11 protein-coding genes, 1 tRNA gene and 1 other RNA gene are annotated in these 13,823 nt (G+C 73.2%); 12 read left to right on the forward strand and 1 reads right to left on the reverse strand.

What is annotated here, in order from left to right:
* The 8 genes from ACZ6IM_RS36780 (at position 1) to ACZ6IM_RS36815 (ending at position 7,434) form a co-directional block, all read left to right on the forward strand.
* The gene (locus tag ACZ6IM_RS36780) at positions 1 to 2,124 is read left to right on the forward strand and encodes a hypothetical protein (protein WP_469562904.1); all 2,124 of its coding nucleotides are present in this window, start codon (positions 1 to 3) and stop codon (positions 2,122 to 2,124) included.
* Positions 2,125 to 2,356: 232 nt separating this feature from the next.
* Complete coding sequence (locus tag ACZ6IM_RS36785) at positions 2,357 to 2,665, forward strand: hypothetical protein (RefSeq protein ID WP_469562907.1); 309 nt, start codon at positions 2,357 to 2,359, stop codon at positions 2,663 to 2,665.
* Positions 2,666 to 2,680: 15 nt separating this feature from the next.
* Entirely contained in the window at positions 2,681 to 3,004 is a 324-nt protein-coding gene (locus ACZ6IM_RS36790; RefSeq protein ID WP_469562910.1) for a hypothetical protein, read from the forward strand.
* A gap of 87 nt (positions 3,005 to 3,091) precedes the next feature.
* Positions 3,092 to 4,018: a bifunctional DNA primase/polymerase gene (locus tag ACZ6IM_RS36795; protein WP_469562913.1), complete on the forward strand. Its 927-nt coding sequence runs from the start codon at positions 3,092 to 3,094 to the stop codon at positions 4,016 to 4,018.
* An 89-nt stretch (positions 4,019 to 4,107) separates the two neighbouring features.
* On the forward strand, positions 4,108 to 4,437 hold the full coding sequence (locus ACZ6IM_RS36800) for a hypothetical protein (protein ID WP_469562916.1): 330 nt from the start codon (positions 4,108 to 4,110) through the stop codon (positions 4,435 to 4,437).
* Positions 4,434 to 5,660 carry a DUF3631 domain-containing protein gene (locus ACZ6IM_RS36805; RefSeq protein WP_469562919.1) on the forward strand — a complete coding sequence of 409 codons (1,227 nt, stop codon included), beginning with the start codon at positions 4,434 to 4,436 and terminating at the stop codon, positions 5,658 to 5,660. Before ACZ6IM_RS36800 ends, ACZ6IM_RS36805 begins: the two co-directional genes overlap by 4 nt.
* Positions 5,661 to 5,857: 197 nt before the next feature.
* Complete coding sequence (locus ACZ6IM_RS36810; RefSeq protein ID WP_469562922.1) at positions 5,858 to 6,076, forward strand: excisionase family DNA-binding protein; 219 nt, start codon at positions 5,858 to 5,860, stop codon at positions 6,074 to 6,076.
* A 77-nt stretch (positions 6,077 to 6,153) separates the two neighbouring features.
* On the forward strand, positions 6,154 to 7,434 hold the full coding sequence (locus ACZ6IM_RS36815) for a tyrosine-type recombinase/integrase (protein WP_469562987.1): 1,281 nt from the start codon (positions 6,154 to 6,156) through the stop codon (positions 7,432 to 7,434).
* 62 nt (positions 7,435 to 7,496) lie between these two features.
* Here the strand turns inward: ACZ6IM_RS36815 and ACZ6IM_RS36820 are convergent.
* Positions 7,497 to 7,584, reverse strand: a tRNA-Ser gene (locus ACZ6IM_RS36820).
* A gap of 74 nt (positions 7,585 to 7,658) precedes the next feature.
* On the opposite strand from ACZ6IM_RS36820, the gene ffs reads away from it, so the two are divergent.
* The 4 genes from ffs (at position 7,659) to ACZ6IM_RS36840 (ending at position 13,727) form a co-directional block, all read left to right on the forward strand.
* Positions 7,659 to 7,753, forward strand: an RNA gene (gene ffs / locus ACZ6IM_RS36825) — signal recognition particle sRNA small type.
* Between the two features lie 46 nt (positions 7,754 to 7,799).
* Positions 7,800 to 10,184, forward strand: coding sequence for a DNA polymerase III subunit gamma and tau (locus ACZ6IM_RS36830; RefSeq protein WP_469562925.1), 2,385 nt, complete (start codon positions 7,800 to 7,802; stop codon positions 10,182 to 10,184).
* A gap of 107 nt (positions 10,185 to 10,291) precedes the next feature.
* Entirely contained in the window at positions 10,292 to 11,542 is a 1,251-nt protein-coding gene (gene purD / locus ACZ6IM_RS36835; protein ID WP_469562928.1) for a phosphoribosylamine--glycine ligase, read from the forward strand.
* A 319-nt stretch (positions 11,543 to 11,861) separates the two neighbouring features.
* The gene (locus ACZ6IM_RS36840) at positions 11,862 to 13,727 is read left to right on the forward strand and encodes a M48 family metalloprotease (protein ID WP_052843077.1); all 1,866 of its coding nucleotides are present in this window, start codon (positions 11,862 to 11,864) and stop codon (positions 13,725 to 13,727) included.
* Positions 13,728 to 13,823: the final 96 nt, after the last annotated feature.

Raw genomic sequence — 13,823 nt, forward strand, 5'->3', positions numbered from 1 at the left:
ATGAGCAGCACCGCCACCGCCACCAAGAAGCAGCAGGCGAGCAGTGGCCCGGTGCTGGACTGGGCGGCCGGTCACGGACCCGTGACCGGCGCCCTGTCCGCTACCACCGGAGCCTTCGCCGTCGCCACCACCGGCGCCGCCACCGCCATGCCCCCCGGCTGGGCCCTGGCCGTGGGTGCGGCCGGCGCCCTCGGCCACACTATCGTCGGCCTGCGCGTACGCAACGCCGGCCGCACCCTGGCCACCCGCGCCGCCTCCTGGCTGGTCGGCGCCGGCTGGACCACCTGGGCCATGACCCACGGCCCCCTCACCTGGGCCGCCCTCGGCTCGCTGGCCACCATGGGCGTCGGCATCGGCGCCGCCGCCCGATCGGCCGCCCTGTTCGAGGAGGCCCGCGAGGAGGAAGCCATCGCAGCCGAGATGCGCCAGGTCGCCGCCGAGCTGTCCGCGGACCGGCGGGCCATCGCCGCGGAATGGGTCGACCGCATCCAGCGGGTCTGCTCGATCACCGTGCGCGTGGTCGGTGTCGAGCAGTGGGAGACCGGCGCCGGCTACTCCATCGACGCGGAACTCCCGGCCGGCGGCGCCACCTGGAACAAGATTGCTGCCGAGTCCGCGCGCCTGTCCGCGGACGCGCGCCTGCCGCACGGCTGCACCGCCACCGCATCGCCCGGCATCCACCAGGGCCGCGTCATCATCGACGTGACCACGGTCAACGTGCTGGAGCAGGAGCGCACCTACCCGTCCGACTACGGGCCGCTGTCCGTCCACACCGGCATCCCCTGGGGCTACCGGACCAACGCGGAGCAGATCCTCGCCTACCTGCGCGAGCAGTGCGCGCTCATCGTCGGGCCGACCGGATCGGGCAAGACCAACATGGTCCACTCGATCCTCGCCGGGTTCGCCCGCGCCGACGACATCCTGACCTGGGTGATCGACCTCAACGCCGGATCCGCGGGCCTGCCCTGGGTGCTGCCCGCGCTCAACGGTGAGATCAAGGCGGAGGACGGCTCGCCGGTGCGGCCCGGTATCGACTGGCTGGCCGGGACGTACGACGAGGCCATGACCATGCTCGATGTAGCCGTGCGCGTCGCCAAGCAGCGCAAGATGGGCTACCAGGACATGCTCTCCCGCGCCAACACGGACCTGCTGCCCATCAGCGCGAAGATCCCGCAGATCATGCTGGTCATCGACGAGGGCGCCGAGATCCTGGCCAGCCCCGACCGGCACGTGCGCAAGCTCGGGGACAAGATCCTGGAAGTGATCCGGATCGCCCGCGCCATGGGCATCCGCACCGTCCTCACTGCCCTCGGAGCGACCGGGAGCGTGCTGAGCAACCTCATGATCCGCCGGGAAGCCAAGGTCCGCGTCGCCCTCACCGGCGGCGAGAAAGAGGGCATGGACCTATCCAAGATGTTCCCCGGCTCCCGCGGGCTCCGCGTCGAGCAGGCCCCGCACAAGGGCGCCGGATTCATGGGCACCCCCGAGTCCCCGGCCGCCCTGTTCAAGGCGTGGCGGATCCTCCCGAACCAGATCCGGGAGATCATCGCCGCCACCTCCGAGCGGCACCCCACCCTGGACCCGGTGTCCGCCAAGGCCGCCGGGCCCGCCTACGCCCGCCGCTGGGACAGCGAGCGCACCGCGTGGATGCGCGAGCAGGCCACCACCGACGTCGCCGGCACCTTCGGCACGGGCGACTCGGGCCTGAAGCTGTCCGCGTTCAACCAGCCGGAGCAGGCGCCCGTGTCGCCGGAAGACGAGATGCTGCGTCAGTTCCGGGAGCAGATCGACGCTCAGTTCGGCACCGCCCCGGAGCCGCAGGGCCCCGAGCGGAGTGACGGGCCGCCGGCCGCGGGCGGGCTGAACTTGTCGGCGCTGCGGGGCGAGCAGGACAGCCCCGCGCAGCAGGCGGCGCTGGCGCTGCTGCTCGCCGCCGGCCGTGAGGGCACCGGGGCGTCCGCGATCGCCCGCGCGCTCTCCGAGGAGCACGGTACGTCCCGTCAGACGGTCGTCGGCTGGCTACGGGACTGGGTCAAGGACGGAACCGCCGTCCGCGTGGGGGACGGCACCAAAGCCCGCTACGTCCACCGTCAGCACGCCCCCGAACAGCCCCCCGAGGGCTGATCACTTGTCGCTTGTCGCTCCATCAGAACACATGCCGCCCACCGGGTCTCAGGGGCACGGAAACGGCTTGTGACCTGCAAGGCGACAAGCGACAAGACAAGACAAGCGACAAGCCACACGACAAGCGCGCGACAAGGAAGACGACAAGCCACGCGACAAGCACCACCACCCATCCGAGCGGGCCCGCACCAGTCACCGGTGCGGGCCCGCGGCTCACCCGAGGAGCCCCGCCATGGACCACCGCACCCCGCCGGGGAACATCGCCCCGCACATACCCGCCGACGCCTACCGCCGCGCGCAGGCCACCGGACAGCCCGTCGTCATCGTCCTCAACGACACCCACCCGACGGGCATCCCCTGGCGCCGGGCCCTGATCCCGTTCGCGATCGCCGGGGCGGTCGTCGCCGGCGGCTGGGGACTGGTCGCCTGCCTGTGCCTCCTGCTCGACGCCGCCGCCCACACCGCCACCGTCATCGCCGGCGCCGCCGGCCCCGTCGGCATCGGCGGCATCACCCTCAAGCTCGCCCGCACCAAGTCCTAGCGAAAGGGACGCACCGTGTTCGAGATCCGCATCATCTGCGACACCCCGGACGTGCCCCACATCGCCCAAGCCGTCCTCGGCTCCGTCGACGCCGTATCCGTACGCCGCTACCCCACCCGCGACCAGGCCCGGACCCGCCTGTACATCACCGCCGACCACCGCAGCCCGCACCAGGACTGCCCCGGCTGCGACGGCAACGGCAAGGTCCTGTGGTTCCTGCCCGACGGCGGACAGCAGCAGCGCCTTTGCACGGGTCTGAGCGCGGAAGCCCTGCACGCCGCCGGACTCGCCCAAGGGTCGAGCCAGCGCGAGCCCTGGCACCGCACCACCGACCACTAGCTACGCCAAGGGCGGCCCCCTCGTCTCGCCAAAGTCGCGGGGCCGCCCTTGTCACCCAGCACCGTCAAAGGACTGGAGACCTCCAGCATGCCCGAACCTCCCGGCATCGTCACCGCCGCACCGGACTGCCGTCCGTTACTCGCTTCCGCGCTCACCGCGGCAGAGCGCGGCTGGCCCGTCATCCCCCTGCACCCACGCGCCAAGCGGCCCGCCGGGCACGCCGAACGGGACTGCCCGCGCGCCGGCCGGTGTGCGGACGGGCACCGCAAGCCCGAACAACGCGCCACCACCAACCCCGAGTTGATCCACGCGACATGGGCGGCCCATCCGTACAACGTGGGGATCGCGACTGGCCCGGCCGGGCTGCTGGTGGTCGACCTGGACGTGTGCAAGCCCGAAGAACCAGAAGGAGCGCCTGACGGCGCCACTTCGTTGCAAGCGCTCTGCGAGCGCGCCGCCCAGGTCCTCCCCACGACCTACCGGGTGCGGACCGCGCGCGGCGGGGAGCACCTGTACTTCGCCGCCCCGGCCGGGGTGCGGCTGAAGTGCAGCGCGAACCGTCTCGGGCCGCACATCGACACCCGCGCGTGGGGCGGCTACGTCGTCGCCCCCGGCAGCACCACCCCCGACGGCGCCTACGAGGCGACCGACGACGCCCCGGTCGCGCCGTTGCCGGGATGGCTGGCCGAACGGCTCACCGAGCCGGACCGGCCCGCCGTCGTTGATCTGGCCCCGGTGCGGGACGGGACTCGGGCTGCCCAGACGGCGCTGGAGCGGGAGTGCGCGGTCATCGCTGCCACGACCGACGGCGGGCGCAACAATGCCCTGCACCGCAGCGCCTGCAAGGTCGCACGGTTCGTCGCGTGGGGCGACCTTCCCCGGGACGTGGCAGAGCAGGCAATCCAGGGGGCGGGGGAGTCCACGGGCCTGCCGCCGGCCGAGTGCCGCACGACCATCCGCAGCGCCATGGACTGGGTCATCACCCACGCCACCCCACGGCGGGCAGCCTCATGACCGGCCCCAACTCCCCCCACCTGGATTGCCCCACCAGCCGGACCACCGGCCGGCCGGGCGCCGCTCCACAGCCTGTGGACGCGGCGGGGGTGGGCGAGCCGAAAGGTGTCGCCCGCAAGGGCGTCGTAACTGCCCTTTTCCCGAACCGATCCCAAATCCGGCCCGGTGCCGATCCGACCTCGGACGCGCCCGGTATCCGGATCTTCGCCCCGCCGGTCTACCGGCACCACTACGACGGCGCCCGTTGGTCCACCCGGCCCGGAGCGCTGCCCACCGCCGCCTACACCTGCCGCTGCGGGCAGACCGGCACCGCCGCCGGCCCGGAGAAGGTGGCCGCGCTATTGGCCGAGTACGACGCCCACCAGTCCGCTTGCCCCGGGGCGCCCACCGCGCCCGGCGAAGGGAGGGATGCCGCATGACCGCCCCGCACGCCATTGACGGCGCCGCGCTGCTCGATGAGGTGGAAGCCTTCCACCGCCGCTTCAACGTCTTCCCCACCGAAGCCGCCTACGTCGCCGTCGCCCTGTGGGACGCACACGCCCACCTCATCGACTGCTTCGAGACCACCCCGCGGATCGCGTTCCTGTCCCCGGAGCCGGGATCGGGTAAGTCCCGAGCACTGGAGATCGTGGAACTGCTCACGCCCCGCCCGGTCGCCACGGTGTCCGCATCCGCCAACGCCCTCTACCGGCTGGTCGACTCCGCCGAGGGCCTGCCCACAGTGCTGTTCGACGAGGTAGACACCATCTTCGGCCCCAAGGCCGGCGCCGACGAGGCACTGCGCGGCTTCCTGAACGCCGGATACCGGCGCATCGGCGGCGCCCTGCGCTGCGTCGGGGAAGGCTCCAACCAGAACGCGCAGGTCTTCAACTCCTACTGCGCGGTCGCCATGGCCGGACTCGGCTCACTGCCCGACACCGTCCTGACCCGCTCGGTCATCGTCCGCATGCGCAAGCGCGCCCCGAACGAGAAGGTCGAGCCCTACCGCCAGCGCATCCACGAGAAGCAGGGCCACGCCCTGCGCGACCGGCTCGCCAAATGGGCCGACACCGTCCGTGACCAGGTCGCCCAAGCCTGGCCGGCCATGCCCGACGGAGTCTCCGACCGGCCCGCCGACGTGTGGGAACCCCTGCTCGCCGTCGCGGACGCGATCGGAGGCGACTGGCCCGGCCGGGCTCGCGCCGCCTGCCTGGAACTGATCAGCGCCGCCCACGACAACGACGAAGCCTCCCTCGGAGTACGGCTGCTGACCGACCTGCGCGACAAGGTGTTCTGCGGCGCCGACCGGATGCCGACGGCCGCCATCATCGAATGCCTGCTGCGCATGGACGACGCCCCATGGGGCGACCTGGACGACAAGCCGATCAACTCCCGGACCCTCGCCCGGCTGCTCGGCCAGTACGTCACCCCGGCCAACAAGCCGATCAAACCGCGCGGCATCCGCACCCCCTCGGGCTTCCCCAAGGGCTACTACGCGGAAGACCTCACGGACGCCTGGACGCGGTACTGCCCTCCCTCCCCCGAGGAATCCGCCACGTCCGCCACACCGCAGGTCAACAGGGGTGCATCCGTGGCGGATACCGCCACAGCCATCCGCCACATGTCCGCGGAAGCCGCCACACAGCCCACCCTCGCTCACTGACCGGAGCAGACGCCCGATGCCGCCGCACCCTGCGGGGTGTGGCGGCACCTATCCGCCACAAAACCGCTATCCGCCACACGATCAAGGCTCTGACCTGCGGTGTGGCGGCGTGGCGGACGTGGCGGATCCCCCAGAAGAGACAGCGAGGCATCGCCCAATCCATCCGGCATCACAGTCAGACAAGGAGTGCCCCATCCATGGACACGTCCCAGCTCCCTGAAGCCGCGGACTCCAACCTCGTTCTTCTGACCGTTGAGGAGGCCGCTCGCCGCCTCTGCATCGGCCGCACCACCTGCTATCAGCTCATCCGGTCAGGAGAGCTGGAATCCATCCCGGTCGGCAGCCTGCGCCGCGTTCCTGCCGATGCCCCCGCCGCGTATGTGGCCCGCCGACGCGCTGAGCAGCGCGCCGCCTGATCCCCGTTCGGAGCGCCGCCCAGGTATTGGGTGGCGCTCCGTGCCTACCTGCCTTGCACCGACCGGAGGAACTGTCAGTGGCAGAGGAGAAAAAGCGCACTCGTCGAGCCAACGGTGAATCGGCCATCTACCTGGGCAAAGACGAACGCTGGCACGCCCGTGTACCCATGGGCTACAAGGACGATGGAACGTCCTACCGCCGACATCTGACACGCCCCACGCGCAAGGAACTGGTCGACGAGGTCCGACGCCTGGAAAAGCAGCGCGACGAGGGGTCCGCACGCCAGCCCGGTAAGCCGTGGACAGTCGCGAAGTGGCTTGAGCACTGGGTCGAGAACATCGCCAAGCCCGTCGTGAGCGAGAACACGTACGCCGGATACGAGGTGGCAGTCCGGGTGCACCTGGTGCCGGGCATCGGCCGACACCGCATCGACCGCCTGGAGCCGGAGCACCTGGAGAGCCTGTACCGCCGGATGCAGAGCTCTGGCAGCAAGCCGGGCACCGCTCATCAGGCTCACAGGACTGCCCGTACGGCACTGGGGGAGGCGGTGCGACGCGGCCACGCGGCGAAGAACGCTGCCGCTCTGGCGAAGCCTCCCCGGATGGAAGAAGACGAGAACGAGGTGGAGCCCTACTCGGTCGACGAGGTGCAGAGTCTCCTGCTCGAAGTGAACAAGCGCCGGAACAGTGCCCGCTGGATGCTGGCTCTGGCGCTCGGGTTGCGGCAGGGGGAGACGCTCGGCCTGCGGTGGTCTGACGTGGACTTGGCCAACGAGTACCTGAAGCTCCGCCGGAACCGGTTGCGGCCGAAGTACGAGCACGGGTGTGGCGAGGCGGCGCCGTGCGGCCGGAAGGCCGGCTACTGCCCGACCCGGGTGCAGGTGCGGCGCGAGACGAAGAACACGAAGTCACGCGCCGGGCGCCGCGCGGTGCCCCTCCCGGGGCCGCTGGTCGTGATGCTCCGCTCCCACCGGGAGGCGCAGGCCCGGGAGCGCGCGGCGGCCCGGAACCTGTGGACCGAGTCCGAGTACGTGTTCACCAAGCCGTTGGGCGGTCCCCTCAGCCCGAACACGGACTACCACGACTGGAAGCGGCTGCTGGAAGACGCCGGCGTCCGGGACGGGCGGCTGCACGACGCCCGGCACACCGCGGGGACCGTGCTGATGCTCCTCGGGGTCCCGGATCGGGTCATCGACCAGATCATGGGTTGGGAGCCCGGCGGCGCCGCCCGGATGCGGGCGCGGTACCTGCACGTGACCGATCCCATGCTCAAAGAGGCGGCCCGGAAGATCGAGCGCGCCATCTGGGGAGCGCCCGAAAACCTCGCTGTGGACAAAGATCAGGACAACGAGGCGTAGGGACAACGACGAAGGGCCCCCTGTTTCCAGGGGGCCCTTCGACATCGTGCCCGGTGAGGCACTGGCGGAGGATACGAGATTCGAACTCGTGAGGGGTTGCCCCCAACACGCTTTCCAAGCGTGCGCCCTAGGCCTCTAGGCGAATCCTCCGCCGAGAACATTACATGACGCCGGGGAGTGCTTGCGAACTCGTTCCGGGGGCCCCACATCGGGTAACGTGTGGCCCAGCCCCTCACGCGGCGCTATCTGACTGAACTCCCCCAGGGCCGGAAGGCAGCAAGGGTAGGTCGGCTCTGGCGGGTGCGTGGGGGGCGTCTCCTTTGCGGGCGGTCCGGTTGTCGGTGGGCGCCTATAACCTCGTATGCGTGTCGTCTCTCGCGCTCTACCGCCGTTACCGCCCGGAGTCCTTCGCCGAGGTCATCGGGCAGGGGCATGTCACCGACCCGCTGCAGCAGGCGCTGCGGAACAACCGGGTCAATCACGCGTACCTGTTCAGCGGTCCGCGCGGCTGCGGCAAGACGACCAGCGCCCGGATCCTGGCGCGCTGTCTGAACTGCGAGCAGGGCCCCACACCGACCCCGTGCGGCGAGTGCCAGTCCTGCCGCGACCTCGCGAGGAACGGGCCGGGTTCCATCGACGTCATCGAGATCGACGCCGCCTCGCACGGTGGTGTGGACGACGCACGCGACCTGCGCGAGAAGGCCTTCTTCGGGCCCGCCTCCAGCCGGTACAAGATCTACATCATCGACGAGGCCCACATGGTCTCCCCGCAGGGCTTCAACGCCCTGCTGAAGGTCGTCGAGGAGCCACCTGAGCACCTGAAGTTCATCTTCGCGACCACCGAGCCCGAGAAGGTCATCGGGACCATCCGGTCGCGGACCCACCACTATCCCTTCCGCCTCGTGCCGCCCGGCACCCTGCGCGACTACCTCGCCGAGGTGTGCGGCCGGGAGGGGATCGCGGTCGAGGAGGGGGTGCTCCCGCTCGTGGTGCGGGCCGGCGCGGGGTCCGTGCGTGACTCCATGTCCGTCATGGACCAGCTGCTCGCGGGCGCCGGTGCCGACGGCGTGACGTACGACATGACCACCGCCCTGCTCGGCTACACGGACGGCTCGCTGCTCGACTCCGTCGTCGAGTCCTTCGTCTCCGGGGACGGTTCCGCCGCCTTCGGGGTCGTGGACCACGTGATCGAGGGGGGCCACGACCCGCGGCGCTTCGTCACCGACCTGCTGGAGCGCCTCCGTGACCTGGTGATCCTCGCCGCCGTGCCCGACGCCGCGGAGAAGGGGCTCATCGACGCCCCCGCCGACGTGGTCGAGCGGATGCAGGAGCAGGCCCGGTCCTTCGGCGCCGCCGAGCTGAGCCGCGCCGCCGACATCGTCAACGAGGGGCTCACCGAGATGCGCGGCGCCCACTCGCCGCGTCTCCAGCTGGAGCTGATCTGCGCGCGCGTGCTGCTGCCCGCCGCGTACGGCGACGAGCGGTCGGTGCTGGCCCGGCTGGACCGGATCGAGCGCGGGGCGCAGTTCTCGGCCGGTGCGGGCGCTCCCGCCATGGGGTACGTGCCCGGGCCCGAGGCGCACGCCGGTGTGGGGAGTACGGCGCCCGCCGCGGCTCCGGTTCCGCCGGGCGGCGGGCCTGCCGCGGCCCGTGCGGCGGTGCGGGGGCCGGGCGCCGGTGCTCCGGCGGGCGCGCCGGGCGGTGGCCCGTCCACCGACGCGGCTGCGGCTGCCGCCGCCGGTGCCGCTCCTGATGCCGGTACCGGTCCTGCCTCCGACGCGGGTGGTCCTTCCGCCGGTGGCGGACGTCCCCAGGCCCCGTCTCCTTCCGTCGACGCCGCTCCCGCGCCCGCCCCGTCCGCACCCGCGACACCCCCGCCCGCCGCCGCTTCCGCCCCGGCGCCCGCACCCGGTGCCTGGCCGACCGCGGCTCCGGCGGGTGGCGGACGCCGCCCCGGCGGGTGGCCCACGGCCGCCCCGGCGGGCGGCGGACAGCCCCGGACACCGGCCCCCTCCGATGCCCCCTCCGGCCCCGGTGTCGGCCCGGCTTCGGCTCCTGCCCCGGCCCCGGCTCCCGCGGCGGCCGCACCCGCGCCCGGCTCGCCGCCGCCCGGCGCGTCGGGGGTCGACCCCCGCTCGCTCTGGCCCAACATCCTGGAAGCGGTCAAGAACCGCCGCCGGTTCACCTGGATCCTGCTCAGCCAGAACGCCCAGGTGACCGGCTTCGACGGCACCTCCCTGCAACTCGGCTTCGTCAACGCCGGAGCCCGCGACAACTTCGTGAGCAGCGGCAGCGAGGACGTGCTGCGGCAGGCACTGGCCGAGCAGTTCAACGTGCAGTGGAAGATCGACGCGGTCGTCGACCCCTCCGGCGGCTCCGCGCCCCCGCCCGCCGCCGGCCCGTCCGGTCCCTCCGGCGGCTTCGGCGGATCCGGCGGCGGCTTCGGTGGCGGTGGCGGAGGAGGCGGTGGCGGCCTCGGCGGAGGTGGCTTCGGCGGTGGCGCGCCCGCCCAGCGGCCGTCGTCGCCCGCGGCCACGCCCGCCGCGCCACCTCAGTCATCCGCACCGGCCCCGGCGCCCGCCCCGGCCCCCGCGGCCCGGCCCTCGGCGCCCGAGCCGCCCCCGGTCTCGCCCGAGGACGACATCCCCGAGGACGACGATCCGGACCTCGACGAGTCGGCCCTCTCCGGCAAGGAGCTGCTGGTCCGCGAACTGGGCGCCACGGTGGTCGAGGAGATCACGAACGAGTAGGCCCAGCGGCCCCCCGCCGGGCCTGGAGGAAGGCACAAGCCTCCGTGGCCCGTCCGTTCGGAAGCCCGCACAAACCGCACCGGCCGGTTCCCATTAGGCTTCACCCCGTGAAGGTCCTTGTCATCGGCGGCGGCGCCCGCGAACACGCCCTGTGCCGTTCCCTGTCCCTCGACCCCGACGTCACCGCGCTGCACTGCGCACCCGGCAACGCCGGTATCGCCGAGGTCGCCGAACTGCACCAGGTCGACGCCCTCGACGGCGCGGCCGTCACCGCGTTGGCCACCCGGCTCGGCGCCGAGCTGGTCGTCGTCGGCCCTGAGGCGCCGCTGGTCGCCGGGGTCGCCGATGCCGTCCGTGAGGCGGGCATCCCGGTCTTCGGCCCGTCGGCGCAGGCCGCTCGGCTGGAGGGCTCCAAGGCCTTCGCCAAGGACGTGATGGCCGGCGCGGGCGTGCCCACGGCCCGCTCCTACGTCTGCACCAACCCCGCCGAGGTGGACGCGGCCCTCACCGCCTTCGGCGCGCCCTACGTCGTCAAGGACGACGGGCTGGCCGCGGGCAAGGGCGTCGTCGTCACCGACGACGTCGAGGCGGCCCGCGCGCACGCGAACGCCTGCGACCGCGTCGTCATCGAGGAGTTCCTGGACGGCCCCGAGGTCTCCCTCTTCGCCGTGACCGACGGCGAGAACGTGCGCCCGCTCCAGCCCGCCCAGGACTTCAAGCGCGCCCTCGACGGCGACGAGGGTCCGAACACCGGCGGCATGGGCGCCTACTCGCCGCTGCCCTGGGCCGACCCGAAGCTGGTCGACGAGGTCGTGCAGAGCGTGCTCCAGCCGACCGTCGACGAGATGCGCCGACGCGGCACCCCGTTCTCCGGGCTTCTGTACGCCGGGCTCGCGATCACCTCGCGCGGTGTGCGCGTGATCGAGTTCAACGCCCGTTTCGGCGACCCCGAGACCCAGGTCGTGCTGGCCCGCCTGAAGACCCCGCTCGCCGGTCTGCTGATGGCCGCCGCCACCGGCAACCTCGCCGATCTCGAACCCCTGCGCTGGAGCGACGAGGCGGCCGTCACCGTGGTCGTCGCCTCGCACAACTACCCCGGCACCCCGCGCACCGGCGACCCGATCACCGGCCTCGACGCGGTGGCCGCCGAGGACGCCCCGCACGCCTACGTGCTGCACGCCGGCACCCGCGCCGAGGGCGACGCCGTCGTCAGCGCCGGCGGCCGCGTCCTGTCCGTCACGGCCACCGGCGCCGACCTCACCGAGGCCCGTGACCGCGCCTACCGGGCCGTCGCCCGCATCGGCCTCGACGGCTCGCAGCACCGCACCGACATCGCGGCCAAGGCGGCCGGCGCGTAACCCCTGCGTTGCCCCCGTTCAGCGAACCGAACCGAACCGGACAGGCCCCGGCTCCGTCTCAGGAGCCGGGGCCTGACCTTCGCTGTCCGTCCTCACCTTTCCCCAAAGCCATTCCATCGAGTGACCGATGGGCCATACGGCTGACGAGGGCGAGGGCCCCAACTATGGTGCCGCGCAAGCGTTCCGGCACTTGGCCCACCGGCATTGCGATGTCAGTGCCGGGTGCCACAGTGGGTGGAGTGAGCACGACCCGAAGCGCAGCAGAGCAGCAGGACGGTCCAGGACAGACAGGGCAGGGATGAGGGGGTGAGGTCCGGCCGTGACCGGTACCGGTGGAGTGGAGATGGGCGCACAGGCGGCGCGTTCCCGGGCACTGGCGGTGCTGCGGGTCCGCAGCCGCGCGCTGGCCGTGGCCCTGCTGCCCGCTGCCGCCGCCGTGATCCTCCTCGTCGGCGGCTCCACCGGGCGCCTGGCGGGCGCCGGCTGGGACGTCCTGCGCTGGGTGGTGTCCGTCCTCGCGCTGATCGTCCTGCTGGCCGCCGCCGGAGTCGCCCTGGTCGTGGCCCGCTCCCGGCCCGCCGTGACCCCCACGGTCACGGTCGCCGAGGAGTCGGCGCCCGACCTCTACCGGATGGTGCGTGACCTGGCCGACCGGCTCGACGTCCCCGCCCCCTCCGCGATAGCGCTCACCCCGGACTGCGACAGCTGGCTGGAGGACCGCACCCACCCGGCCCACGGCCCGCCGCCCCCGGTGAAGCACGAGGACGACCCGACCGGCCTGGGCGGTCCCGCCCACCGCCGGAGCGCCGCCGCGCCCGTCCTGGTCATCGGCTCACCGTTCCTGTGGTGGATGCGGGTGGGCGAGCTGCGCGCCGTCCTCGCCCCGGTCGTCGCCGGTACGGGGCCCTCGGCGCACCCCGACATAGCCGCGGCCCGGCGTTTCATACGGGGCCTGGACGCCGCCGTGGCGGTGGCCTCGGCGGGCCGACGCGACCCCCTGTCCCGCGTGGCGTGCGCGGGCCTCGGCTGGGCGTCCCGGCTTCTGCTGCGCAGCTGCCGGGGACACGCGGCCGAGATGGAGCGTGGGGTCGCGGCCGCGGCCGCCGAGCGTGCACAGGCTGTGGACTACGGTCTGCGGATCGTCGCGCAGGAGCAGGTCGGGCTCGCCTACGCGGGCTGGGACCGGCTCCTGACCCGGGTGGCGCTGCCCGCCTGGCGGATGGGCCGCTGGCCCTCGCGTCTTGACGTCGGGGTCGTCGCCGCCCTCACGGAGCTGTCGCGCCGGGACCGCCTGGCCGAGGGCTTCGCCTCCCGCCTGGGGGAGCGTCCCGCCTGTGACCTGCTGGAGGAGCCCGGGGTGATGGACGAGGCGGTCTCGCTCCTCGCCGCGCGCCTCTTCCACGGCGGGCCCGCCGAGACCGGTCAGGACTGGTCGCCGGTGGGGTGGGCGGAGTATCCCGAGGAGGTCGTCGACCGGACCTGGCGCACGGACGCGGCCCGTCTGCACCGCGTGCTGGACACCCTGGGGGTCCGCCGCGCCGCCGAGGGTGCCGCGCCGGGCACGGACGGCCCGACCCTGGCCCGGGTCCTGGACCACCTCACGACCCCGCCCGCCTCGATCACCGCGGCCCCTGGCGCCGGGGCCGAGGCAGGGACCGGGAGCGGCCCGGACGCTCACTCCGACGCCCCGCATCCGCCGTACGGCGACCACGGCGACCACGGCACCCCCGCCCCCGCTGCCGACGACGACGATCTCGAAGGCACCACCGCCCGTGGCGCCGCCCTGGCCGCCGGGCTCAGCGCCCAGCTGGCCCGCGAGGAGGCCGAGGCGCGGCCCGCCGGAGTCCGGGCACCCTCCTCCGCGCCGGGACCGGCAGTCGGCCCCGACGCCGCCCTCTGGGACGACCGCGCGCTGCCGTTGCTGCCGCTCCAGCCGCCGCGCACCGGCCGGGAGATCCTCACCGCGCACATCACGGCGATGGTGTGCTGCGCCGCGATGGACACCGCCGGCGCGGCCCCCGCCCTCGACTGGCTCGACGGGCCGTCGCTCCTGTTCGCCGGCGCCCGCGCCGCGGACCTGGCGCCCGGCGTGCTCAGCCTGGTGGAGTCCGGCGACCCGGGTCCGCTGCGCGCCTGGATGACCGAGCTGGGCATACGGCCGGAGAAGCCGGTGCGCCTGGTCTGACGCGTGGCGCGTCCTCAGACGATCCGGTTCGCCCGGCCCGCCCCTCCGCCCCGCCTGCCCGGCCCCTGCGAGCCCCGGACTCCGGGCTCCGGCGAA

Source organism: Streptomyces sp. NPDC042336, from assembly GCF_055581985.1.